15 protein-coding genes are annotated in these 23,750 nt (G+C 29.8%); 13 read left to right on the forward strand and 2 right to left on the reverse strand.

Translation table 11 applies throughout. The features are described 5' to 3' along the window. Nucleotides 1-12 precede the first annotated feature (12 nt). Nucleotides 13-1,653 (forward strand): alpha-amylase family glycosyl hydrolase, encoded by a 1,641-nt coding sequence (locus L1S33_RS06390; protein ID WP_240561713.1) that lies wholly within the window; start codon nucleotides 13-15, stop codon nucleotides 1,651-1,653. A gap of 7 nt (nucleotides 1,654-1,660) precedes the next feature. On the opposite strand, the gene L1S33_RS06395 is transcribed toward L1S33_RS06390, so the two are convergent. Together L1S33_RS06395 and L1S33_RS06400 are read right to left on the reverse strand one after the other, a co-directional pair. Continuing rightward, entirely contained in the window at nucleotides 1,661-2,026 is a 366-nt protein-coding gene (locus L1S33_RS06395; protein WP_240561714.1) for a YchJ family protein, read from the reverse strand. A gap of 2 nt (nucleotides 2,027-2,028) precedes the next feature. After that, a complete protein-coding gene (locus tag L1S33_RS06400; protein ID WP_240561715.1) occupies nucleotides 2,029-2,385 on the reverse strand; it encodes a hypothetical protein in 357 nt (118 codons plus the stop codon). 315 nt (nucleotides 2,386-2,700) lie between these two features. Here L1S33_RS06400 and L1S33_RS06405 point away from each other — a divergent pair, with 315 nt between their 5' ends. The 12 genes from L1S33_RS06405 (at nucleotide 2,701) to L1S33_RS06460 (ending at nucleotide 23,741) form a co-directional block, all read left to right on the forward strand. Continuing rightward, entirely contained in the window at nucleotides 2,701-2,964 is a 264-nt protein-coding gene (locus L1S33_RS06405; protein ID WP_262914342.1) for a helix-turn-helix domain-containing protein, read from the forward strand. Between the two features lie 2 nt (nucleotides 2,965-2,966). Further along, the gene (locus tag L1S33_RS06410; protein ID WP_240561717.1) at nucleotides 2,967-4,226 is read left to right on the forward strand and encodes a type II toxin-antitoxin system HipA family toxin; all 1,260 of its coding nucleotides are present in this window, start codon (nucleotides 2,967-2,969) and stop codon (nucleotides 4,224-4,226) included. A 318-nt stretch (nucleotides 4,227-4,544) separates the two neighbouring features. Next, nucleotides 4,545-7,316, forward strand: a complete 2,772-nt coding sequence (locus L1S33_RS06415) for a helix-turn-helix and ligand-binding sensor domain-containing protein (protein ID WP_240561718.1) — start codon at nucleotides 4,545-4,547, stop codon at nucleotides 7,314-7,316. Between the two features lie 208 nt (nucleotides 7,317-7,524). Continuing rightward, nucleotides 7,525-10,590, forward strand: coding sequence for a SusC/RagA family TonB-linked outer membrane protein (locus L1S33_RS06420; RefSeq protein ID WP_240561719.1), 3,066 nt, complete (start codon nucleotides 7,525-7,527; stop codon nucleotides 10,588-10,590). An 11-nt stretch (nucleotides 10,591-10,601) separates the two neighbouring features. After that, complete coding sequence (locus L1S33_RS06425; RefSeq protein ID WP_240561965.1) at nucleotides 10,602-12,098, forward strand: RagB/SusD family nutrient uptake outer membrane protein; 1,497 nt, start codon at nucleotides 10,602-10,604, stop codon at nucleotides 12,096-12,098. Nucleotides 12,099-12,111: 13 nt separating this feature from the next. Beyond that, the gene (locus tag L1S33_RS06430) at nucleotides 12,112-14,154 is read left to right on the forward strand and encodes a hypothetical protein (RefSeq protein ID WP_240561720.1); all 2,043 of its coding nucleotides are present in this window, start codon (nucleotides 12,112-12,114) and stop codon (nucleotides 14,152-14,154) included. Nucleotides 14,155-14,173: 19 nt separating this feature from the next. After that, nucleotides 14,174-15,067 carry a glucan endo-1,3-beta-D-glucosidase gene (locus L1S33_RS06435; RefSeq protein WP_240561721.1) on the forward strand — a complete coding sequence of 298 codons (894 nt, stop codon included), beginning with the start codon at nucleotides 14,174-14,176 and terminating at the stop codon, nucleotides 15,065-15,067. 5 nt (nucleotides 15,068-15,072) lie between these two features. Further along, on the forward strand, nucleotides 15,073-16,170 hold the full coding sequence (locus L1S33_RS06440; RefSeq protein ID WP_240561722.1) for a family 16 glycosylhydrolase: 1,098 nt from the start codon (nucleotides 15,073-15,075) through the stop codon (nucleotides 16,168-16,170). A 78-nt stretch (nucleotides 16,171-16,248) separates the two neighbouring features. Next, nucleotides 16,249-17,517: a glycoside hydrolase family 2 TIM barrel-domain containing protein gene (locus L1S33_RS06445; protein ID WP_240561723.1), complete on the forward strand. Its 1,269-nt coding sequence runs from the start codon at nucleotides 16,249-16,251 to the stop codon at nucleotides 17,515-17,517. A 13-nt stretch (nucleotides 17,518-17,530) separates the two neighbouring features. Next, a complete protein-coding gene (locus L1S33_RS06450) occupies nucleotides 17,531-20,962 on the forward strand; it encodes a hypothetical protein (RefSeq protein ID WP_240561724.1) in 3,432 nt (1,143 codons plus the stop codon). 3 nt (nucleotides 20,963-20,965) lie between these two features. Then, the gene (locus L1S33_RS06455) at nucleotides 20,966-22,249 is read left to right on the forward strand and encodes a glycosyl hydrolase family 17 protein (RefSeq protein WP_240561725.1); all 1,284 of its coding nucleotides are present in this window, start codon (nucleotides 20,966-20,968) and stop codon (nucleotides 22,247-22,249) included. Between the two features lie 16 nt (nucleotides 22,250-22,265). Beyond that, on the forward strand, nucleotides 22,266-23,741 hold the full coding sequence (locus L1S33_RS06460) for a glycoside hydrolase family 30 protein (RefSeq protein ID WP_240561726.1): 1,476 nt from the start codon (nucleotides 22,266-22,268) through the stop codon (nucleotides 23,739-23,741). Nucleotides 23,742-23,750: the final 9 nt, after the last annotated feature.

Below are 23,750 nucleotides of genomic sequence, written 5' to 3' on the forward strand. Positions count from 1 at the left end.
TAGCATAACATTATGAAAAATTTACTTGTACTATTTCTTTTAGCAACTATTTTTAGTTGTAAACAACATTCATCAGAAAAAAAAGATTTAAAATCACCTATAAATAAAGAATTCGTTTGGGAAGGCGCAAATATTTATTTTTTGTTAACTGATAGGTTTAATAATGGAGATACTTCAAATGATGTAAATTTTGATAGAACCAAAGAAACAGGAAAGTTAAGAGGTTTTGAAGGTGGAGATATTAAAGGAATTACTCAAAAAATAAAAGAAGGTTATTTTACAAAACTTGGAATTAATGCAATCTGGATGACTCCAATTGTAGAGCAAATTCATGGAGGAACCGATGAAGGAACAGGTTTATCTTATGGTTTTCATGGTTATTGGACAAAAGATTGGACAAAAATTGATCCTAATTACGGAACTAAAGAAGACTTAAAAGAATTGGTTGCTTTGGCGCATAAAAACGGAATTCGTGTTTTGTTAGATGCAGTAATTAATCACACAGGTCCAGTAACAGAAAAAGATGCAGTTTGGCCAAGTGATTGGGTTAGAACAGATCCGCAATGTAAATATAGTAACTACGAGAATACAGTTTCTTGTACGCTAGTTAAGAATTTACCAGATATTAGAACAGAAAGTAATGATGCTGTAGCATTGCCACCACAATTGGTTGCAAAATGGAAAGCAGAAGGGCGTTATAAACAAGAAATAAAAGAATTAGATGCATTTTTTGAAAGAACAGGACATCCAAGAGCGCCTCGTTTTTATATTATGAAATGGCTTACAGATTATATTACTGAATTCGGAATTGATGGTTACAGAGTAGATACAGTTAAGCATACAGAAGAATTTGTTTGGCAAGAATTTAAACAAGAATGTGATGTTGCTTTTGCAAATTACAAGAGGAATAATGCTGATAAAGTATTAGATGATAACAATTTTTATTTAGTAGGAGAAGTTTATAATTATGCTATTTCTCATGGAAAATCGTTTGATTTTGGTGATAGAAAAGTAAATTATTTCGATAAAGCATTTAACAGTTTAATCAATTTTGAATTGAAATGGAATGTAAAACAAATGGCAGAAAAGGATGTGTTTTATAAATATGATTCAATTTTAAATAATGAATTAAAAGGATACGGAATTCTAAATTACATGACTTCTCATGATGATGGGCAACCTTTTGATAAAGAAAGAAAAATGCCATTTAAAACAGCAACTATGTTGTTTTTAACTCCAGGAACTGCACAAGTTTATTATGGAGATGAATCTGCAAGAGATTTAACAATTGAAGAAACTGTTGGCGATGCTACTTTACGCTCTAACATGAATTGGAGTGAGTTTTCTGAAGAGCAAGATATTCTTATTCATTGGCAAAAATTAGGTCAGTTTAGAGCAAATCATATGGCTGTTGGCGCAGGTAAACATATTTTAATTTCTAATGAAAATGGATTGGTTTTTTCTAGGGTTAGAAATGACGATAAAGTAGTAGTTGGGATTAACTTACCAAAAGGAAAAAAAGTGATTGATGTCGCTTCGGTTTTTAAAAACGGAGAAAAACTAAATGATTTTTATTCGAAGCAAAAAGTAGAAGTGAATAATGGAAAAGTGACAGTAGATTCGGGTTTTGATATAGTTTTGTTAGAAAATTAGGGGCATTTTATATTGCACTTTTATACACCCAAAAATTATTTTCTTTCACAAAATGGGAATTTTCATGGATAACATTTAAAGATCCGTTTTCATAAAAATAAGCTTTAAACTCAACGTTGTTTTCTGTAGTTTGTAAAACATCTAATTTTATCCATTCTACAGATTTTGTCCAATCTAATATTTCCTTTTTTTCAAGTTTAGAAGGTCTGGTTGAGCTATGATGACTTTTTTGTAAATAGTCAATATTAGCCAATACAAACGCGCTATATCTAGAGCGCATTAAAGCTTCTGGTGTTGTTACACTTTTAATTTGTAAGTGTGCTTTTTTACAACAAGATTCATATAATTTTGAAGGATTACAAGGGCATTTCATAGTTAATTAATTAGTTCATTCTTTTTGATTCTAAAACATCGTTCTTCACCAAGAAATAAAGGATTTCCAAATTCCTCAGACCAAAAACCGTCTAAGATATCTTTAGAAATACATCTATAAACAACCACGCCTTTATAAATGCTGTTTTCATCGCCTTGATAATTAAAGTTAATGACTAAAATATTATCTTTAAAAAAACCTGTTCCAAATTGTTGTTGACTTTTGTTTATCAGCCATTTTGCAATAATTCTGTTATTTTCATCCAAAGTTAAAGACAAAGTTCCTTTGTAGGTTTTCTCATCTTCATTTTGGTTACTTCCGATTATTTGAAATTCACCTATTAAATCTTGAACTGTCATTTTTTTTTGATTATTAAAGACTTAATCTAATTCCCAATACAATATGTAGCAACCCTTTAATTTAAAGGGTTTGTAGATGGTATAGGTGGAGTAGTGGAGTAGTGTTTTATCTTCTTTTGGTTGATTTTGTCGAGTAAAAGAAGATGAAACTTAGATTTTATTTTCAATAACTTATTGTTAAAAGTCATTTGATAAGAATTACTTCTTTCTTTGTAATTTAAAAACATTCATTTCTTAAGTGTTAGTCATTTTGTGTTTATTATAATAAACATTTATTTAATTTTAGTTATATTTGTGTATTATAATAAACAAAATATGATTAATTCTATTACTGTTAAGGACGTGAAGCTAAAGCTAGGAGTACTTTGTAAAAGTAAAAGACAAAGTTACGATATGTCTCAAGAAGATCTTGGAGAAGCCATTGGTTTATCCAGATATACGATTCAAAAATTTGAGAATGGTAAGAACGCAACACTCGATACTGTTTTAAAAATAGCCAATCATTTTGATTTATTAAAGCCTCTAAAAAAAGGAATAGATAAAATAATTGAAGATGAAAATAACATTTCATTATACTAATTATGGCAAGAGATAAAATAATAGATATCGTTGTCTTTGGTGAAGAAATAGGTAAATTAGGATATGATTTAGACCAAGGAAAATCATTTTTCCAATATAATCCTGAATTTTTAGAATCAAATAAATATTTAAATTTGTTTCCTTTTATTTTTAAAAGAACAAAACCAGTACAGGTTTTTTCAGAATTTAAAATTGATACTTTTCAAGGATTACCACCTATGATAGCAGATTCGTTACCTGACACTTTTGGTAATATTATATTTCAAGAATGGTTAACTGCAAGAGGTATTACTAAAGTTACACCACTAGAGCAATTGGCTTATGTTGCAGATCGTGGAATGGGTGCGTTGGAATATAAACCTATAAAAGAATTACCAAATACTTCTAAAGTTAATATAGATGAAGTTATTACTATTTTAGAAAAAGTATTAAAGCTTAAAAAAGATACTAAAGGAGAAGATTTAAGTGAATTAGCCTTGTTAAACATTTTTAAAATAGGAACATCGGCAGGAGGAGCGCGCCCTAAAATTTTAATTTCTGAACACAAACAAACAGGAGAAATAATTGCTGGAGATAGAGAAATTAGTGAAGATTATAATCATTATTTAGTAAAACTACATATTGATGATAGTGATGGCTATAACAAAGAAAAAGTGGAATATGCTTATTATCTTTTAGCAAAAGAAGCAGGTGTAGATATGATGCCTTCTAAATTAATAGATGATAAACATTTTGCAACATTGAGATATGATAGACAAAATGGAGAAAAACAACACGTTTTAACTGTAACTGGTTTAACAGGTTGGGATTTTAAAAGTCAACCAGAAAACTCGTCTTATGAGAATGTTTTTAAAGTAGCTTTAGGTTTAGAGGTGTCTCATAAAGATTTACAACAACTTTTTAAACGTATGGTGTTTAATCTTATTTTTAGAAATGTAGATGATCATTTAAAAAATCATAGTTTTATTTATAATAAAGAAAGTAATAGTTGGAATTTAGGGCCAGCTTACGATTTAACCTATGCTTTAAACCCTTTATTTACTTTTAAAACAACTTCAAGAGCACTTTCTATTAATGGTAAACGTACAGAAATTACTTTAAAAGACTTATTAGCATTAGCAGATACTTTTTCGGTTAAAAACCCAAGAGGTATTATAAAGGAAGTGCAAAGTTTAATTCCTAAATGGAGTTTGTTTGCAAAAGAATTAAATATTCCTGAGCATATAATTACTTCAATTGAAAAAGAAATTAAGGAATTTTAACGTTAAGAGAATTGCTTTTTTAAAGCGCATTTTTATACACCCAATGATTGTTTGTGAGCTACGTCTAAAATTAATAAATCAACTTCAGGAAAAGAAATATTCGATAAAAAAGCAAAAATACGTTTAAGATTAATTTCAGAATGTCCGGTAAAAAGTATTTTTCTTATACGATATAAACTTGTAAAATAAATTTATATTTCAATGTTCAAATTACTTAAAGCTACTCTAAAATTATTGAGATAATAATTTGTATTATTGTAATTATAATCCACACTTATTTTATCGTTGAAACTTTTTAAAAAACTTATTTATGTCTTTTTGCATTTAGGAATATTGGTTTCTAATGCACAAGAATTACCTCCTATTAATAATTATACTCCTGTAGATTATAATGGAGAAACCCAAAATTGGGGAATTTCTCAATCTAAAGAGGGGTATATTTATGCTGCAAACAATAAAGGTTTATTAGAGTTTAACGGAGCAAATTGGCAATTGTATCCAACTCCAAATGAAACCATAATGCGTTCTGTTAAGGTTTATAAAGATAAAATCTTTACAGGTTTTTATATGGATTTTGGTTATTGGCAAAAAAATGAATTTGGTTCTCTAAAATATACTTCAATAGCTGAAAAAAGTACAATTCCTTTATTAGAAGATGAGCAGTTTTGGAGTATTATACAAGTTGAAGACTGGATTTTATTTCAATCCTTACAAAGAATTTATTTATATAACCTAAATACAAAGGAGTTTAAAGTTATAAAATCAAATACTACTATAACAAAAATGTTAAAAGTTGATGATACTATATATTTTCAACAAATAAACAAAGGTGTTTTTAAGATTGAAAAAGGAGGTGCTAAATTATTGTCTGATGATAAGATTTTTAAAAATGGTAATATTGTTTCAATATTTAAAAAAGGAAATCAATTACTATTTTTAACAGAAAATAAAGGTTTTTATCTTTTAGATAAAAACAAAGTAATCCCTTGGAATATTCCTTCTAAAAAAAGAATTCTAGGTAAAACTATTTATAGCGGTATTCAGCTATCAAACAAAGATTTTGCATTAGGTACTATCTCTAACGGCTTTATTTATCTTACAAGTGAAGGCGATTTTAAATATGAGATTAATCAAAAAAACGGATTAAACAACAATACTATTTTATCACTTTTTGAAGATGTAGAAGGAAATGTTTGGTTGGGCTTAGATAACGGAATAGATTGTGTAGATGTAAGTTCTCCTTTAAAAATTTATAAAGATATAGATGGAGATATTGGTACTGTTTATGCTTCAATATTATTTAATAATAAACTCTATTTAGGTACTAATCAAGGTTTGTTCTATAAAGAATACGAGTCACAAGATAATTTTACTTTTATAAAAAACACACAAGGACAAGTTTGGTGTATAAAAGAAATTGAAGGACAATTGTTTTGTGGACATAATACAGGAACATTTATTATTCAAGATAATAATAAAGCAGATAAAATTTCTAACATACAAGGAACCTGGGATATAAAAAAGATAAATAAAGGTACCTTGATACAAGGAAATTATAAAGGCTTACATATATTAACAAAACAAAATAATGTATGGAAGTATAAAAATAAAATTGAAGGATTTGATAACTCTAGTAGGTATTTTGAGTTGTTAGATTCTAATATGATTTTTGTAAACCATGAGTATAAAGGAGTGTTTAAATTAAATGTAGATAGCTCTTATAGAAAAGTAAAAACAGTAGTAAAAGACACTACTGCGCAAAAAGGAATTCACTCTGGTATTGTTAAATATAAAGATGAAATATTATATGCTAATAAAAAAGGTGTTTTTAAGTATGATGAAGTTTTAAATGAGTTTAAAAAAGATACTATTTTAAGTGCTCTTTTTTTAGAAAAAAATTATACTTCTGGGAAATTAATAGTAGCTAAAGAATTTAATAAACTATGGGCATTTACTAAAAATGGAATAAACTATTCTGCTCCAGGAAAATTGAGCTCTAAACCCACGATAAAATATAATTTTTTGTCAGAAAATCTTCGCAAAGGGGCTACAGGATATGAAAATATATCTTTTTTGAAAAATAATAAATACTTAATTGGTATTTCTAAAGGTTATATAATTTTAAATGAAGATAAGAATGAAGAAATTAAGAATTTTCCAATAAAAATTACTTCCATTAAAGCATATTCATTAAATAACATACAAAAGAAATTAAATTTAAAGATATCTGCTAGTTTAGAAAATAATATTAATAATGTAGAAATTTCATATGCAACGCCAGTATACAGTAAGTTTAAAGAAGTTTTATATCAATACAAATTAGAGGGGCAAAATAATATTTGGAGTAATTGGAGTAGAAAGACTAATGTTTTATTCGAAAATTTAAAATATGGTGATTATACTTTTACTACAAGATCTAAAATTGCTGATAAGTTAAGTTCTAAGGTCGCAACCTACAAGTTTTCTATTAAAAAGCCTTGGTACCTTAGTAACCTTATGTTTATTATTTATTGTTTATCACTTATTGTTTTATACTACATAATACATACTATGTACACAAGTTATTATAAAAAACAACAAGAAGAAGTTTTAAAAAGTAAGCAAAAAGAGTTTGAGTTAACAACTTTAGAGAACGAGAAACAATTAATGCGTATTAGAAATGATAAGTTAAGAGCAGATATTGAAAGTAAAAATAGAGAATTAGCTAGTTCTACAATGAGTATTATTAAAAAGAACGAATTCTTAAACTCTATAAAGAAAGAGCTTACGATAGCTGGAGAAACTGCTAGTAAGAATGTAATTAAAATTATAGATAATAACTTAAATAATACAGACGATTGGCAATTGTTTAAAGAAGCTTTTAATAATGCAGATAAAGATTTTATAAAGAAGATAAAATTGAAGCACACTGTTTTAACTCCTAATGATTTGCGTTTATGTGCATATTTAAGACTTAATTTATCTTCAAAAGAAATAGCGCCATTGTTAAATATTTCTCCAAGGAGCGTAGAAATAAAAAGGTACCGTTTACGTAAAAAAATGAATTTACCGCACGAAACTAACTTAACAAACTATATTTTAGAGATATAGAAACTACAACACTTTGCTTTTATAGCTATACAATACCACAACATTGTCTTTTTTTTGTTTAAAATGAATATTTCAATCCCTTGTTAAATAAGGGGTTTTTAATAAAAGCAATAAAAAATTACGATGTATACTTTTTGTAGTGTGTTTTTTTGCTGATATCTCATATTACTGCACTACTTTTAACGAAATATTTAAAAACTATAATTATATGAGAAAACTCATTCCATTAATTGTCTTTAGTTTATTTTCAGTTATTACATTTTCACAAACATTAAATGTTAGTGGAATTGTTACTCAGGCTTCTTCAGGAGAAACTCTACCAGGAGTTAGTGTCGTTGTAAAAAATACGGCAAGAGGAACAGAAACTGATTTTGACGGAAAATACAGTTTATCAAACATTAGTAATGGAGCAACATTAATATTTAGTGCTATTGGTTCAGAAACTAAAGAAGTTGTTGTTACAAGTTCAAGAATAAATGTTGCTTTACAAGAAAGTGCAGAACAATTAGATGAAGTTGTAGTTATCGGTTACGGTACACAACGAAAAAAAGAAGTTACAGGTGCAATAGCTGTAGTTTCTAGTGAGTCTATAGAAAAATTAAAACCGGTTAGAGTAGAGCAAGCACTACAAGGTCAAGTTGCAGGTGTAAATATTACATCAACTTCTGGTTCTCCAGGAGCTACTTCTAATATTAGAATTAGAGGTGTTTCTACAAACGGTAATAGTAATCCGTTAATATTGGTAGATGGTAATAGAATTGAAGATTTAAGTACAATTAATCCTTCAGATATTGAGTCTATTAATGTATTAAAAGATGCAACAGCTGGTATTTATGGTGTACAAGCCGCAAATGGTGTAATTTTAATTACAACTAAGTCTGGTAGAAAAAAATCAGATTATAAAATTAGTTTTAATTCATATTCAGGTATTCAAAAGACATCAAGAGAAATCCCAATGTTAAATGCTACCGAATATGCCTTATTAGCTAATGAAGCACATGCTGCAAATGGAGCTGCATTACCATTTTTAAATGTATCTAATTTAGGAAAAGGTACTGATTGGCAAGATCAAGTATTTCAAACAGCAGTTATGTCAAGTGCAGATATAAGTGTAAGTAAAGGAACCGAGAATGTTGCATATAATTTTTCAGCATCATATTTAGATCAAGATGGTATTGTAGGTTTAGATAAATCAAACTTTAACCGATTAACTGCTAAGTTAAATGTTAATGCGGATATTTTAGATAATTTAAAATTAACATCTTCTGTTATTTATACGAATACTCATAATAAAGGTTTGCCTGAAAATGTTTTAGGCTCTGTATTATTTAATGCATTAAATTTTGCACCAAACTTAACACCTACAGACGGAAGTGGTAACTATACTTTAACACCAGCAAGTGGTTTTGGACAAGAGGTAATTAATCCATTAGCACAAATGGCAACGACCTTTAATAAGACAACTGTTCATAAAATTGCCCCAACATTAGGGTTAACATATAGTTTTTTAGATGGTTTTAGTGCAAGTGCAAAAATGCAGTATAATTACGCAACAGTTAATTCAAGAAGTTATTTTGGTATAAATGAATTTGGTGTAAGTTCTACAGTATTTGATCGATTAAATAACAGCTTAACAAACTTTGAACAAGGGTACGAAGATTATATTTTTGACGCATATGTTAAATACGAAAAGAAATTTAATGATGTGCATGATGTTAAAGTTTTATTAGGTACTTCTGTTTCAAAAGCACAAACACACAATATTGCTAATCAACAAGGATTCGATTTTATTAAAGGAAATTTAAATTCTGACATAAATGGAGGAGATAGGTTTGAAGATTATAATCTAATAAATAATACAGTAGATGTTGTAGATGGAGATAGATTACTTTCATATTTTTCAAGACTACAATATGGTTATGATGGTAAATATTTAATTTCAGCAGTATTAAGAAGAGATGGTTCTTCTAAATTTGGACCCGTAAATAAATTTGGTTTCTTCCCTTCAGCCTCTATAGGTTGGGTGGTTTCTAAGGAATCGTTTTTAGAAGATTCTGATGTAATTAATTTTTTAAAATTAAGAGCTAGTTATGGTATTATTGGAAATGATAGAATTCCTGCATTTGCATTTACTTCTTTGTTAAACGGACAAGGTCAATATGTTTTTGATGATGAAATTGTTACAGGTGTTGCGGCAGGTGTATTATCTAATCCTGAAGTACGTTGGGAAAAACAAAAACCTTTAGATATTGGTTTAGATATTACCTTATTTGATAAGTTTGAAATAACAGTAGATTATTTTAAGAAAACCACAGAAGATTTATTAGTAAACCCTCAAGTTTCAGGAATTTTAGGAGTTTCTGCTCCAGGTTCTGGTTTACCAGTTGTAAATGCTGGTACAGTAGAAAATAAAGGATTTGAGTTTTCAATAGGTTATAAACAAAAAATTTCTGAAGACTTTAATTTTGGAATAAACTACAACTTTACAACATTAGATAATAAAGTACTTTTAGTAAATGGAGAAAATTCTTTTGTAGAAGGAGGTTCTTTTGGTGTAGGTCAAGAAGCACCATCAAGAATGGAAGCTGGTTTTCCAATTGGTTATTTTTATGGATACCAAACAAATGGTGTTTTTCAAACACAAGCAGAGGTTGATGCACATTCAACACAAACAAATGCAAATCCAGGAGATTTAAGATTTGTTGACACCAATGAAGACGGTAAAATTGATCTTGATGATAGAACTTATATTGGAGACCCAATTGCAGACCTTAATATGGGGTTAAATTTAACATTGAATTATAAAAACTTAGATTTTTCTGCTTATGCATTTGCTTCTTTAGGTAATGAAATAGTTAGAAATTACGAAAGAAATTTAACGTTAACTAATAGACCTGTATGGTATTTAGATAGATGGACAGGTCTAGGAACAAGTAACACATCTCCAAGAGTAACAACTGGTGCAAATGGTAATACGCTGTTTTCAGACTTTTATGTAGAAGATGGTTCTTTTGTAAGATTACAAAATGTACAAGTTGGTTATAGCTTTGATCCAAGTAAATTTGGTAAATCTGGTATAGATAAATTAAGATTGTATATATCTGCTAATAATTTAGTAACACTTACTAAATACAGAGGATATGATCCAGCAGCAAGTGGTGGTGTTCCAACTCCAGAAAATCCAAATGTATCTTCTCCAATAGGAGCAGGTATAGATCAAGGTTTCTATCCAACACCAAAAACATTTTTATTTGGTTTAAATGTTAATTTTTAATATATAAAATGATGAAAAAAATACATATACAATACTTATTCAGTTTTATACTATTAATTAGTGTAAATATATCTTGTAGTGATGATTTTGTTGACGTAAAATCTTTAGATCCAAATTCAGAAGATTTTTTTAATACAGAAGAAGATTACAGAAATGCCGTAGTTGGTGCTTACGATTTATTACAAGCTACATATCAAAATGTCTTATTAGGCGAAATAGCTTCAGATAATACACTTTGTGGAGGTGAAAACGCTACTGATGTAATTGGGTTTCAACAAGTAGATGATATGACACATACTTCTTCTAATCAGCAATTAAGAGCTATTTGGGGCTGGATGTTTTCTGGAGTTAACAGAGCAAATTATATCTTAGAATTTCAAGATAAAACAGATTTTACAGGAAAAGAAGAGGTATTAGCACATGCGCGTTTTTTAAGAGCATATTACTATTTTGAATTAGTAAAATGGTTTGGAGATGTTCCTTTAGCTGTAGATAAAAGAATTCAATTTGGTGAGCAATTTGATATTGATAGAACACCAAAAGCAGAAATCTATGCACAGTTAGAGTTAGATTTAATTTATGCAGCGGATAATTTACCAGCAGTACAAGCTATAACTGGTTTAGCAACTAAAGGAGCAGCACAAGCATTATTAGGTAAAATTTATTTATATCAAGATAAGTTTGATGAAGCTTCAGCTATATTAGAAACTCTTATAACAACAGGACCTTATAGTTTATCTCCATTATACACAGATATTTTTGAACATGATGATGAAAACAATAGCGAGTCAGTTTTTGAAGTTCAGTATAATGATGATCAAGGAGCAAGTTTTAATTGCTTACAGTGTAGTGAAGGTAATGTAGCTGTAGGTTTTAGTGGTGTAAGAGCCTATGTAGCAACTCCAGGAACTGAAGGAGACATCTTTTCTTCTGGGTTTAGTTTTAACGTACCAGTCCAAGAAGCAGTAGATGCTTTTGAAGCAGATGATACAAGAAAAGATGTTGCAATTTTAGACATTGAAGCTTGGGCAACACAAACAGGTATAACTTATGGAACAGGTTATGAACATACAGGGTATTTCAACAGGAAATATATACCAAGAAAGCGTACAGATACTGCAGCTGGTGACAGGAATTTAACAAATCCAAATAACTATAGAGCTATACGTTATGCAGATGTATTATTAATGGCAGCTGAAGCTTTTAATAGAAAACCAACTGCTAATGATGGAAAAGCTCAAGCTTACCTAAACTTAGTTAGACAAAGAGCATTTGGAGATATGAATCATAATATTACTTCTACAGGTTCTTCTTTAACAGAAGATATTTTAACAGAACGTAGAGTAGAATTATTAGGTGAAGGACATCGTTTTTTCGATTTAGTAAGAACTGGAGAAGCGGCTCAAAAAATACCAGGTTTTATGGCTGGTAAAAATGAATTGTTTCCAATTCCTTTAATAGAAATTCAATTAACTGGTAATAGATGGGATCAAAACCCTGGATACTAAAAACAAGTATAATATGAAAAAAATAAAAAACCTTTATACAGCACTTATAATACTTATTATAGTTAGTGCTTGTGCAGATGATAGAGTGCTAGATTTTTTAAATACTATAGCACCACCGTCTAATATTTCTGCAAGTTATACTATTACGCAAGACAATACAGGTCTAGTAACTATAACACCAACAGCAGATGGAGCTACATCTTTTGATGTTTATTTTGGAGATTCAACTCCAGATCCAGAAAGTCTACCTCAAGGACAAAGTGTAGAGCATACTTATGCAGAAGGAACTTATGATGTTAAAATTATAGCATATAACTTAAATGGAGATACAGTTGAACACACACAACAATTAGTAGTTTCATTTCAAGCACCTCAAAATTTAGTAGTTGTAATTGAAAATGATGCTGCAATATCTAAGCAGGTAAATGTAACAGCAAATGCAGATTTTGCAACAACTTTTGATTTCTTTCCTGGAGATGCTACAAATACACCAGTAACAGGAAATATTGGAGAAACAATCTCTTACCAATATCAAGACCCTGGAACTTATACAATAGTTGTAGAAGCTAAAGGTGGTGCAATTGCAACAACTCAACACACAGAAGATTTTGAAGTTACTGAAATTTCAGCACCAGTAGCATCAGCTGCTATACCACCAACTAGAAATGATACAGATGTTATTTCTATCTTTAGTGACGTATACACAAATGTGGCTGGTACAAATACTTTTCCAGATTGGGGACAAGCTGGTCAAGGAAGTGCTTGGGGACCTTTTGATGTAAACGGTGACAATATGTTACAATACACAAACTTAAGTTACCAAGGTATTGCTTTTGGTTCGCCACAAGATGTTAGTGGTATGGAGTTTGTACATTTAGATGTATGGACAAAAGACGTTTCTAGGATAGAAACTTCATTAATAAGTGCTACAAACGGAGAAAAACCAGTTTGGTCTGATTTAACAGCAAATGAGTGGACAAGTATTGATATTCCAATCTCTGCATTTACTGATCAAGGTTTAACGGTTGCAGATATTCACCAATTAAAATTTGTTGGAGATCCTTGGGCAGCAGGAACTGTTTTTATTGATAACATTTATTTCTATAAAGCACCATCAAGTGTAGTTACATCAGGTATTCAAGATTTTGAAGGAGCTGCACCAGCATTTACAGCTTTTGGAGATGCTTCAACAGTAGTAGTTAGTAACCCAGATCAATCAGGTTTAAATACAACAGCAAATACTGCTGAATTTGTAAAACCATCAGGAGCACAAACTTGGGCGGGTTCATTTTTTGATATTTCAACGCCATTAGATGTAGTAAATTTTAATAAAATTTCTGTTAAAACATGGTCACCGAAAGCAGGAGCAACTGTACGTTTTAAAATAGAAAACTCTGCAGATAATACACAGTTTTTAGAAGTAGACGCTACTACAACTGTAACAAATGCTTGGGAAGAATTAACTTTTGATATTACTACAGCAAATCAAAGTTTTACATTTGATAGATTGGTTATTTTCTTTGACTTTGGAGTCTCAGGAGACGGTTCAACATATTATTATGATGAAATTAATTTAATAAATGATTCAGGAGCAATTGCTCCAATTGTTTTCCAAGATTTTGAAGGAGCTGCACCAACATTTACAGCTTTTGGAGATGCTGTAACTGGTGTAATTACAAGTCCAGATGTAAGTGGTTTAAATACAACTGCCAATGTAGGAGAATTTGTTAAACCATCTGGAGCTCAAACTTGGGCAGGTAGTTTCTTTGATGTTGCTGCTCCTTTAGATTTAAGTGCTCATAGCAAGATAACTATTAAAACATGGTCTCCAAAAGCAGGAGCAACTGTACGTTTTAAAATAGAAAACTCTGCAGATAATACCCAGTTCCTTGAAGTAGATGCAACTACATCTACAACAAATGCTTGGGAAGAATTAAGTTTTGATATATCTTCTGCACCAGCATTTAATTATGATAGAATTGTAATATTCTTTGATTTTGGTGTTGAAGGAGATGGTTCTACTTATTATTATGATGAATTTACTTTAACTAATTAAGATATAAAAACAGATAATTATGAAGAATACTAAATATATATATGTTTTAATATTATCTTTAATATTAGCATTTAATAGTTGTCAAGAAAACGACTACGAGTTTGGAGATATTATTACTCCATCGAATATAGAAATAACAGCAGAAATTGTTGGTCAAGATGCAGCAAACCCTGACGGAGACGGAAGTGGTGTGGTTAATTTTACGACAACGGCAAATAATGCTATTTCTTACAAATATGTTGATCCTAATGGAGTTGAACATTTATCATTATCGGGTAAACAATCAATTAGTTTTAGTGATTTAGGATTAAACACCTACACTGTAAACGTTGTTGTTTCTGGTACAGGAGGAATTTCAGCGAGTAAAACGATACAAGTACAAGTTTTATCAACATATTCTCCGCCAGCAGATTTATTAGATAAATTAGTTGGTTCAGGTTCTAGAACTTGGAGAATAAAAGCAGAAGTACCTGGACATTTTGGTTTAGGACCTGTTGGAGGAACTACTCCAGTAGAATGGTATGGAGCTGGACCAAATGAAAAAGATGGTTTAGGAATATACGATGATGCTTATATTTTTAATGCTGATGGTACATTTATGCACATAACTAACGGAACAATTTTCGGTAGAGATCCTCATATAGTTAATGATCTAGGTCCAAACACTACAGGTAATGTTAATGGTGCTGATATTGAAAACTATCCTTATGGAGACATTGCTGCAAATTGGTCTATTACTGCACCAGGAGGTACAGAAACAATTAATTTAACGGGTCTTGCTTTTTTAGGTTATTATACTGGTGGAAATCATTCTTACCAAATTTTTAATAGAGATAATCCTAATGAAATGGTTATAAAAACTACAGATGCTGCTAGTGATTTTGATTGGTGGTTTATAATAACAAGTAATTAAAAAACATGAAAAACTTTATAATAAAAGAATTTCAGTTATTAATAATTATATTTTTGGTCAGTATTATCTCCTCATGCTCAGGTGTAGGAGATGATTCTTTACCAACAGGAAGTCAGGATGTTATTCCAAGTAATCTTGTAATTAATATTACTGTTGTTGGTCAAAACACTGCAAATCCAAATGGAAATGGTTCAGGAGAAATTAATGTAACAGCTTCTGCTTCAAACACAGAAAGTTATAAAATTGAATTTGGTGACGGTAATCAAGTTAGTAATACTTCCGGAAACGCATCACATACGTATACTCAAGATGGTACAAATTCTTATACTATAAAAGTATTTGCAACTTCTAGTACAGGAAATTCAATAGGAGATTTCAAATCTGTAAATGTGTATGTTAATCAGTCTGGTTTATCACTTATTTGGTCAGATGAGTTTAATACCGATGGAGCACCAGATACATCTAAATGGGGTTATGATATTGGAAGAGGTAATAACGGTTGGGGTAATGGAGAGTCTCAATATTATACTGATAGATCAGATAATGTAATAGTAGAAGACGGATTTTTAAAAATTACAGCAAAAAAAGAAAATTACCAAGGAGCGGAGTATACTTCTACAAGGTTGCAAACTCTAGGTAAATTTGATTTTAAATATGGTGTTGTAGAAGTTAGAGCAAAACTACCGGAAGGAGGTGGAACTTGGCCAGCAGTTTGGATGCTAGGTTCTAATTTTACTTCAGTTGGTTGGCCAGCTTGTGGAGAAGTAGATATTATGGAACATGTTGGAAACGATCAAAATAAAATACATGGAACTTTACATTATCCAGGTAATTCTGGTGGTAATGGAAATGGAAACTCAACAACAATAGCTAATGTTAGTTCTCAATTTCATGTTTATAAAACAGAATGGACTAACGAATCAATAAAATTCTTTGTTGATGATGTAGAATTTCATTCTTTTAACAATTCTTCAAACGTACCTTTTAATCATAACTTCTTTTTCATCTTAAATGTAGCTATGGGTGGAAGTTTTGGAGGAAGTATAGACAGTAGTTTTTCTCAATCTACCATGGAAATAGATTATATAAGAGTTTACCAATAATTATTTGAATTAAGTTTAATGAGGTTAATTCTTTCATGTATTAACCTCTTTTACTTCTTGTAAAAATAAATTTCTAAAATGAAAAACAGCATTTTTTACACATTACTTATACTATTTTTAATTGTTGGTGCTTGTAACACTTCAACAGATAAAATTTTTATTGAAGAAACTAAAAGAGGGTTTAAACTAAAAGTTAATAATAAAGATTTTTTTATAAATGGAATGAATTGGGATTATTTTCCAATAGGTACTAATTATGAATACAGTCTTTGGAATCAATCTGATGAAACCATAAAAAAAGCGCTAGATTCAGAAATGAGTTTACTGAAAGAAATGGGCGTAAATGCTATTCGTCAATATACTGGAGTTCCTCCCAAATGGATAAAATACATTTATAAAAATTACGGTATTTATACGATGCTTAACCATTCATTTGGGCGTTATGGACTTACAATTGATGGTAAACTTATGGAAAATACCCAGTATGGTGATTCTAGAGTAGAGAAGTTACTTGTATCCGAAGTAAAAGAATTAGCAAATAATTATAAGAATACACCTGGTTTATTAATGTATTTATTAGGTAATGAAAATAACTACGGGCTTTTTTGGGAAGGTGCTGAAACAAAAAATATACCATCAGAGGATAAAACTTCAGAGAAGTTAGCTACAGCTTTATATAAGCTATTTAACAAAGCTGCTATTGAGATGAAAACAATTGACAAAAATCATCCAGTTGCAATGTGTAATGGAGATTTAATGTTTATAGATATTATAGCAAAAGAATGTAAAGATGTAGATGTTTTTGGAACAAATGTATATAGAGGTATTTCTTTTAGAGATGCTTTTGAAGAGGTTAAAAAGCAACTAAATAAACCAATATTATTTACAGAGTTTGGGGCAGATGCTTTTAACGCTCTAAATAAAACAGAAGATGAAGAAGATCAGGCATATTATCTTAAAGGAAATTGGAAAGAAATTTATGAAAATGCAGCAGGTTTAGGGAATTCAGAAAATTGTATAGGTGGTTTTACTTTTCAATTTAGTGATGGTTGGTGGAAATATGGACAAACCAAAAATCTAAATGTTCATGATACAAATGCATCTTGGGCTAATAAAGGGTATGCAAAAGATTTTTTACCTGAAGTTAATAATATGAATGAAGAATGGTTTGGGATTTGTGAAAAAGGACAAACAAATAAAGAAGGTCTATACTCATTAAAACCAAGAGTTGCGTATTATGTTTTAAAAGAGGTACATCAATTTTATCCATATGCAGATGATGCAAATCAAACTTCAATAAACGAGTATTTTAAAAATATAAATATGGCTGAGGCTGTAAATAAATAAGAAGAGTAACAAAATGATTGAAACTTTAACCAAAAATAAAGAAGTTAACATAACGGAAGTTCAAATAGACGGAGAATCTTTTTTTAAGATATCTAACAATGATGAAATGCGTCCGTTTTTTATGAGTATCGTAAGCGACTCAAATCATTGGTTGTTTATTTCTAGTAACGGAGGTTTAACAGCTGGTAGACAAAATGCACAATCTGCATTATTTCCTTATTATACAGATGATAAAATTACAGAATCTGCCGATATTACAGGAAGTAAATCTATTTTTCAAGTAGAAAAAGATGGTGAAGTTCATGTTTGGGAGCCTTTTTCTGAACGTTTCGAAGGACGTTTTGAAACTACAAGAAACTTGTATAAAAACACCTATGGAAACAAAGTAGTGTTTGAAGAAATAAATCACGATTTAGAACTTACTTTTCAATATGAATGGAGTTCAAGTAATGAGTATGGCTTTGTAAGAAAAAGTAAATTAAGCAACAATTCAAACGCTACAGTAAACGTAAATATACTTGATGGGATTCAAAATATTTTACCTTATGGTGTAGGTAGCGATTTACAAAATGCTAGTAGTAATCTTGTAGATGCCTATAAACGAAGTGAGTTAGAAGAAAAAACGGGTCTTGGTTTGTTTGCTTTAAGTGCAATTATTGTTGATAAAGCAGAACCAAGTGAAGCATTAAAAACAAACGTTGTTTGGTCTTTAGGCTTAGAAAATCCTAAATATTTATTATCATCATTACAACTAAAAAACTTCAGAAAAAAAATACCAATACATCAAGAAGTTGATGTTAAAGCAGAAAAAGGAGCTTACTTTATTAATAAAGAAGTAACGTTAGCTTCAAAAGAAACAAAACAATGGATGTTTGTTGCCAATGTAAATCAAACTCATTCTGGAGTTTCAGCACTATCAAACGCTATTATAAATGATAATCAATTAGCTAAAAAGGTAAATGATAATGTTGCTTTAGGTACTCAAAATTTAATAAAATTAAATGCAACCTCAGATGGTTTACAGTTAACTGCGGATAATTTTAGAGATACACGTCATTTTTCAAACACATTATTTAATATAATGCGAGGTGGAATTTTTGATGATAATTACACTGTAGAAAAATGGGATTTTAAAAACTACATAGAAAAAGCCAACAAAAAAGTAGCAAGAACAAACGAAACTGTAATTAATAATTTATCAGAGAAGTTTACTGTTTCAACATTAAAAGAAATAGCAAGTAACACTGATGATAGTAATTTTAGACGTTTGTGTTTAGAATACATGCCATTAAAATTTAGTAGAAGACACGGAGATCCAAGTAGACCTTGGAACAAGTTTTCTATAAACACACGTAATGATGATGGTTCTAAAATATTAGATTACGAAGGAAACTGGAGAGATATTTTTCAGAACTGGGAAGCTTTAGCGCATTCTTATCCAGATTTTATTGAAAGTATGATTCATAAGTTTCTAAACGCCACAACTTTTGATGGTTATAATCCATACAGAGTTACCAAAGGTGGTTTTGATTGGGAAACAGTAGAACCAGAAGATCCTTGGAGTTATATTGGTTATTGGGGAGATCATCAAATAATTTATTTACTAAAGTTTTTAGAGTTTATAGAAAAACATCAACCTAAAAAATTAGAAAGCTTTTTTACTAAGGATTTGTTTGTGTATGCAAATGTTCCTTATAAAATCAAACAGTATCAAGATTTATTAAAGAATCCTAAAGATACAATTGAGTTTGATAAAGAATTAGACCATAAAATTCGTCAAGAACGAGAAGAATTAGGTGCAGACGGAGCTTTATTAAGAGATGAAAATAGGTTTATTGTTAAAGTTAATTTTATTGAAAAGATATTAGCAACAACCTTAGCTAAATTATCAAATTTTATACCTGAAGGTGGTATTTGGATGAACACGCAACGTCCGGAATGGAACGATGCTAACAATGCCTTGGTTGGTAATGGAGTATCAATGGTAACGTTGTATTATTTACGTCGTTTTTTACAATTTTTTAAAGAAGCATTTAATAATTCTGAAGAAAATAGTTTTGAAGTTTCAAAAGAGTTGGTAGATTTTTTCCATGATATTGTAAATACTTTTGATGAGCACAAAAACATACTCTCTGGAAGTGTTAATAATACACAACGTAAAGAGGTTTTAGATGGTTTAGGTAAAGCAGGAAGTAATTTTAGAAACAATGTATATAAAACTTCTTTTTCTGGAAGAAAAGAAACCATTACAAAAGAAGAATTACAGCACTTTGTAACAATAAGTTTAGCATATTTAGAGCATTCAATAAAAGCTAATAAACGTAGTGATAATTTATATCATGCATATAACTTAATGACTATTGAGGATAATAAGAACGTATCTATTTCCTATTTAGATGAAATGTTAGAAGGCCAGGTTTCTGTTTTAAGTTCAGGTTTTTTATCTCCTAAAGAATCTTTAGAGGTATTAGATGCAATGAAACAAAGTAAGTTGTTTAGAGAAGATCAATACAGTTATATATTGTATCCAAATAAAGAGTTAAAAGGATTTATTGCGCGTAATAATGTGCCAAAACAATTGATAGAAAAATCAGTCTTTCTTCAACAATTAATAAAACAAGGAAATACTCAAATTATAGAAAAAGATATAAATAACGAGTATCATTTTAATGGTAATTTTAAAAATAAAAATGATGTAATTGAAGCATTAAATACTATTAAAATTCAAGTTTTTTTATCTGAAAAAGAAATTATACTTCAAATTTTTGAAGAAGTATTTAATCACAAAGCATTTACAGGTAGATCCGGAACTTTTTATGGTTATGAAGGTTTGGGTTCTATTTATTGGCACATGGTTTCTAAGTTATTGTTAGCTGTTCAGGAAAGTTGTTTAATAGCTATAAATGAAGGTGAAAGTGATGAGCTTGTAGGTAAATTATTAGAACATTATTACGAAATTAATGCTGGTATTGGAGTTCATAAATCGCCCACTTTATATGGTGCTTTTCCAACGGATCCATATTCTCATACGCCAGCAGGTAAAGGAGCCCAGCAACCAGGAATGACTGGTCAAGTAAAAGAAGATGTTTTATGTCGTTTTGGTGAATTAGGTGTGTTTGTTTCAGAAGGAAAGTTAAATTTTAATCCGTGTTTATTAAAAAAAGACGAATTCTTATCTGAAAACAAAACTTTTAATTACATAGATATTTTCAAAAATGAAAAAGAACTTCAGTTACAACCTCAGATGTTAGCATTAACATATTGTCAAGTTCCAATTGTATATGAAATAGCAAGTGACAATAGAGTAGAAGTAATAGATAATAAGGGTCAAATAGTGGGAATTGAAAGTTTAACACTAAATGAGAATATTAGTAAAAAAATATTTAATAGAACTGGAGAAATAGTCCAAATTAATGTATTCATTAAAAAAGATGTTTTAAAATAGAAATTGAAAACCATAAATAACATATTATTAATAGTTGCTTTGTTTTTGTTTTCTTGTATTTCTCAAGAAAAGAAAGATGAAAAAGAAACACAAAAGAATTTATCTGCTAAAGAAATTTTAGGAAATCCAGATTATTTAGCAATTTCTTATGGTGGTTATAGAACTAATTCTAGAGATGTTCAACCAACAATAGCAGAGTTGCAAGAAGATATGAAAATTCTTCATGCAATGGGAATCAGAATTGTAAGAACATACAATGTTCATTTTTCACAAGCGGCTAATTTATTAGAAGCAATTCATCAACTTAAAAAAGAAGATGCTAGTTTTGAAATGTATGTAATGTTAGGTGCTTGGATAGATTGTAAAAATGCTTTTAATTGGTCTCAAGGAGAACCAAATCATAATGAAGAAAGCGACAGAAACTCAATTGAAATTGCTACAACTATTTCTTTGGCAAAACAATATCCAGATATAGTTAAAATTATAGCTGTTGGTAATGAAGCTATGGTAAAATGGGCTACATCATATTATGTGCAGCCAAATGTAATTTTAAAATGGGTTAATCATTTACAAGAATTAAAAAAGTCTGGAGAATTATCAAAAGATTTATGGATTACAAGTTCAGATAATTTTGCTTCTTGGGGCGGCGGAGATGATAGTTATCATACCGAAGATTTAGATAAATTAATTAATGCTGTAGATTATATTTCAATGCATACATATCCAATGCATGATACACACTACAATCCTGTTTTTTGGGGAACTATAGAAAATGAACAAGAATTATCTAAAATTGAACAGATAGACGCAGCTATGTTACGTTCTAAAGAATATGCAATTTCTCAATATAAAAGTGTAAAAGATTACATAAAAAGTTTAAGAGTTAATAAACCAATACATATTGGCGAGACAGGTTGGGCAAGTTTTTCAGGCGGACATTATGGTATTACTGGTTCTAAAGCAACAGATGAATATAAAGAAGCACTATTTTATAAACATATGAGAGAATGGACAAAAGAAGAAGGAATATCTTGTTTTTATTTTGAAGCTTTTGATGAAAACTGGAAAGATGCTCAAAATCCTAACGGATCAGAAAATCATTTTGGGTTATTTACTATTGAGGGTAAAGCAAAATACGTGCTTTGGAATTTAGTTGATAAAGAAGTTTTTAAAGGATTAACAAGAAGCGGTAAACTAATTACTAAAACATATAATGGAGATAAGAGAATGTTACTAAAAGATGTTTTAATACCATCAGTAAATAAAATAATAGTTAATGCGAATTAAAAAATAATAAACACTTATGAAAAATATAGTTTTAATATTATTAGTTGTATTAAATGCTTCATGTTCTAATAAGGAATTAGAAGTTAAGGTTATAGAAACTTCTGCATCTGGAAATAAAATGGATGTTATAACTGAATTTACTTCAGTAGAAAAACCTATAAAAATAACTCTTAATCCTGACAAAACGTACCAAAAAATTACAGGTATTGGTGGCTCTTTTACAGAATCTTCAGCCTATTTACTTAATCGTTTAGGTAAAGAAAATAGAGCAAAAGTTCTTGAAGCATATTTTGGAGAATCTGGTGCAAAATATTCTTTAACAAGAACACATATAGCATCTTGCGATTTTTCTTTGAATAATTACACGTATGCACCAACTGAAGGTGATATTGAATTAAAAGATTTTACTATTGAAGAAGACCGAGACGATTTAATTCCGATGATAAAAGATGCAATGGCTATTTCTAAAGACGGATTTAAAATAGTAGCATCTCCTTGGACTTCACCACCTTGGATGAAAGATAATAAAAAATATGTTGGTGGAAAATTATTGCCAAAATACTACGACATTTTTGCAACTTATTTTGATAAATATTTAGATGCTTATAAAGCAGAAGGTATTGATATTTGGGGATTAACACCTGTTAATGAGCCTCATGGTAATGGTAATAATTGGGAAAGCATGCATTTTACTCCAGAAGAGGAGACAGATTTTGTTCAAAACCATTTAGGGCCAAAATTAGAAGCAGAAGGAAAAGGAAACATAAAAATTTTAGGGTACGACCAAAATAGAGCTGGATTAAATGAATGGGTAGATGTTATGTTTAAAGACGAAGCATCCTCTAAATACTTTGCTGGAACCGCAATACATTGGTACGAAAGTACTTATAATTATTATCCAAAAGCATTACAATATGCGCATAAAAAAGCACCTAATAAATATTTAATTGAAACCGAGGGTTGTATAGATTCTGAAGTGCCAAAATGGAAAGATGATGCCTGGTATTGGTCTAAAGAAGCTACAGATTGGGGGTTTGATTGGAGAGAACCAGAGAAAAAATATTTACATCCAAAATACGCTCCAGTAAATCGTTATGCAAGAGATATTATTGGTTGTTTAAATAATTGGGTAGATGGTTGGATAGACTGGAATATGGTGCTAGATAGAAAAGGTGGGCCAAATTGGTTTGAAAACTGGTGTGCAGCTCCAATTATTGTAGATCCGGAAAATGATCAGGTGTACTTAACACCAATCTACTATACAATGGCACATTTTAGTAAATATATTAGACCAAATGCTAACGTTATTGATGTATCTATTTCACACAAAGAACTAATGGTAACTGCCGTTAAAAACCCAGATAACTCTATTGCAGTTGTAGTATTTAATGAAGGTTTAAATGAAAAACATTTTTCATTATACTTAGGTGATAAAAACAAACAAATGTCTATTAATCCACAAGCAATACAAACCATAATTTTAACTAACTAAATTAACACA

It is taken from the genome of Tenacibaculum aquimarinum (genome assembly GCF_022478115.1).
GTDB classification, from domain to species: domain Bacteria; phylum Bacteroidota; class Bacteroidia; order Flavobacteriales; family Flavobacteriaceae; genus Polaribacter; species Polaribacter aquimarinum_A.

What these genes read in the sequence shown, in the direction of transcription:
- L1S33_RS06390 (WP_240561713.1), top strand. Translation starts at nt 13, where the DNA reads ATGAAAAATTTACTTGTACTATTTCTTTTAGCAACTATTTTTAGTTGT.
- L1S33_RS06395 (WP_240561714.1), bottom strand. Translation starts at nt 2,026, where the DNA reads ATGAAATGCCCTTGTAATCCTTCAAAATTATATGAATCTTGTTGTAAA.
- L1S33_RS06400 (WP_240561715.1), bottom strand. Translation starts at nt 2,385, where the DNA reads ATGACAGTTCAAGATTTAATAGGTGAATTTCAAATAATCGGAAGTAAC.
- L1S33_RS06405 (WP_262914342.1), top strand. Translation starts at nt 2,701, where the DNA reads ATGATTAATTCTATTACTGTTAAGGACGTGAAGCTAAAGCTAGGAGTA.
- L1S33_RS06410 (WP_240561717.1), top strand. Translation starts at nt 2,967, where the DNA reads ATGGCAAGAGATAAAATAATAGATATCGTTGTCTTTGGTGAAGAAATA.
- L1S33_RS06420 (WP_240561719.1), top strand. Translation starts at nt 7,525, where the DNA reads ATGAGAAAACTCATTCCATTAATTGTCTTTAGTTTATTTTCAGTTATT.
- L1S33_RS06425 (WP_240561965.1), top strand. Translation starts at nt 10,602, where the DNA reads ATGAAAAAAATACATATACAATACTTATTCAGTTTTATACTATTAATT.
- L1S33_RS06430 (WP_240561720.1), top strand. Translation starts at nt 12,112, where the DNA reads ATGAAAAAAATAAAAAACCTTTATACAGCACTTATAATACTTATTATA.
- L1S33_RS06435 (WP_240561721.1), top strand. Translation starts at nt 14,174, where the DNA reads ATGAAGAATACTAAATATATATATGTTTTAATATTATCTTTAATATTA.
- L1S33_RS06440 (WP_240561722.1), top strand. Translation starts at nt 15,073, where the DNA reads ATGAAAAACTTTATAATAAAAGAATTTCAGTTATTAATAATTATATTT.
- L1S33_RS06445 (WP_240561723.1), top strand. Translation starts at nt 16,249, where the DNA reads ATGAAAAACAGCATTTTTTACACATTACTTATACTATTTTTAATTGTT.
- L1S33_RS06450 (WP_240561724.1), top strand. Translation starts at nt 17,531, where the DNA reads ATGATTGAAACTTTAACCAAAAATAAAGAAGTTAACATAACGGAAGTT.
- L1S33_RS06460 (WP_240561726.1), top strand. Translation starts at nt 22,266, where the DNA reads ATGAAAAATATAGTTTTAATATTATTAGTTGTATTAAATGCTTCATGT.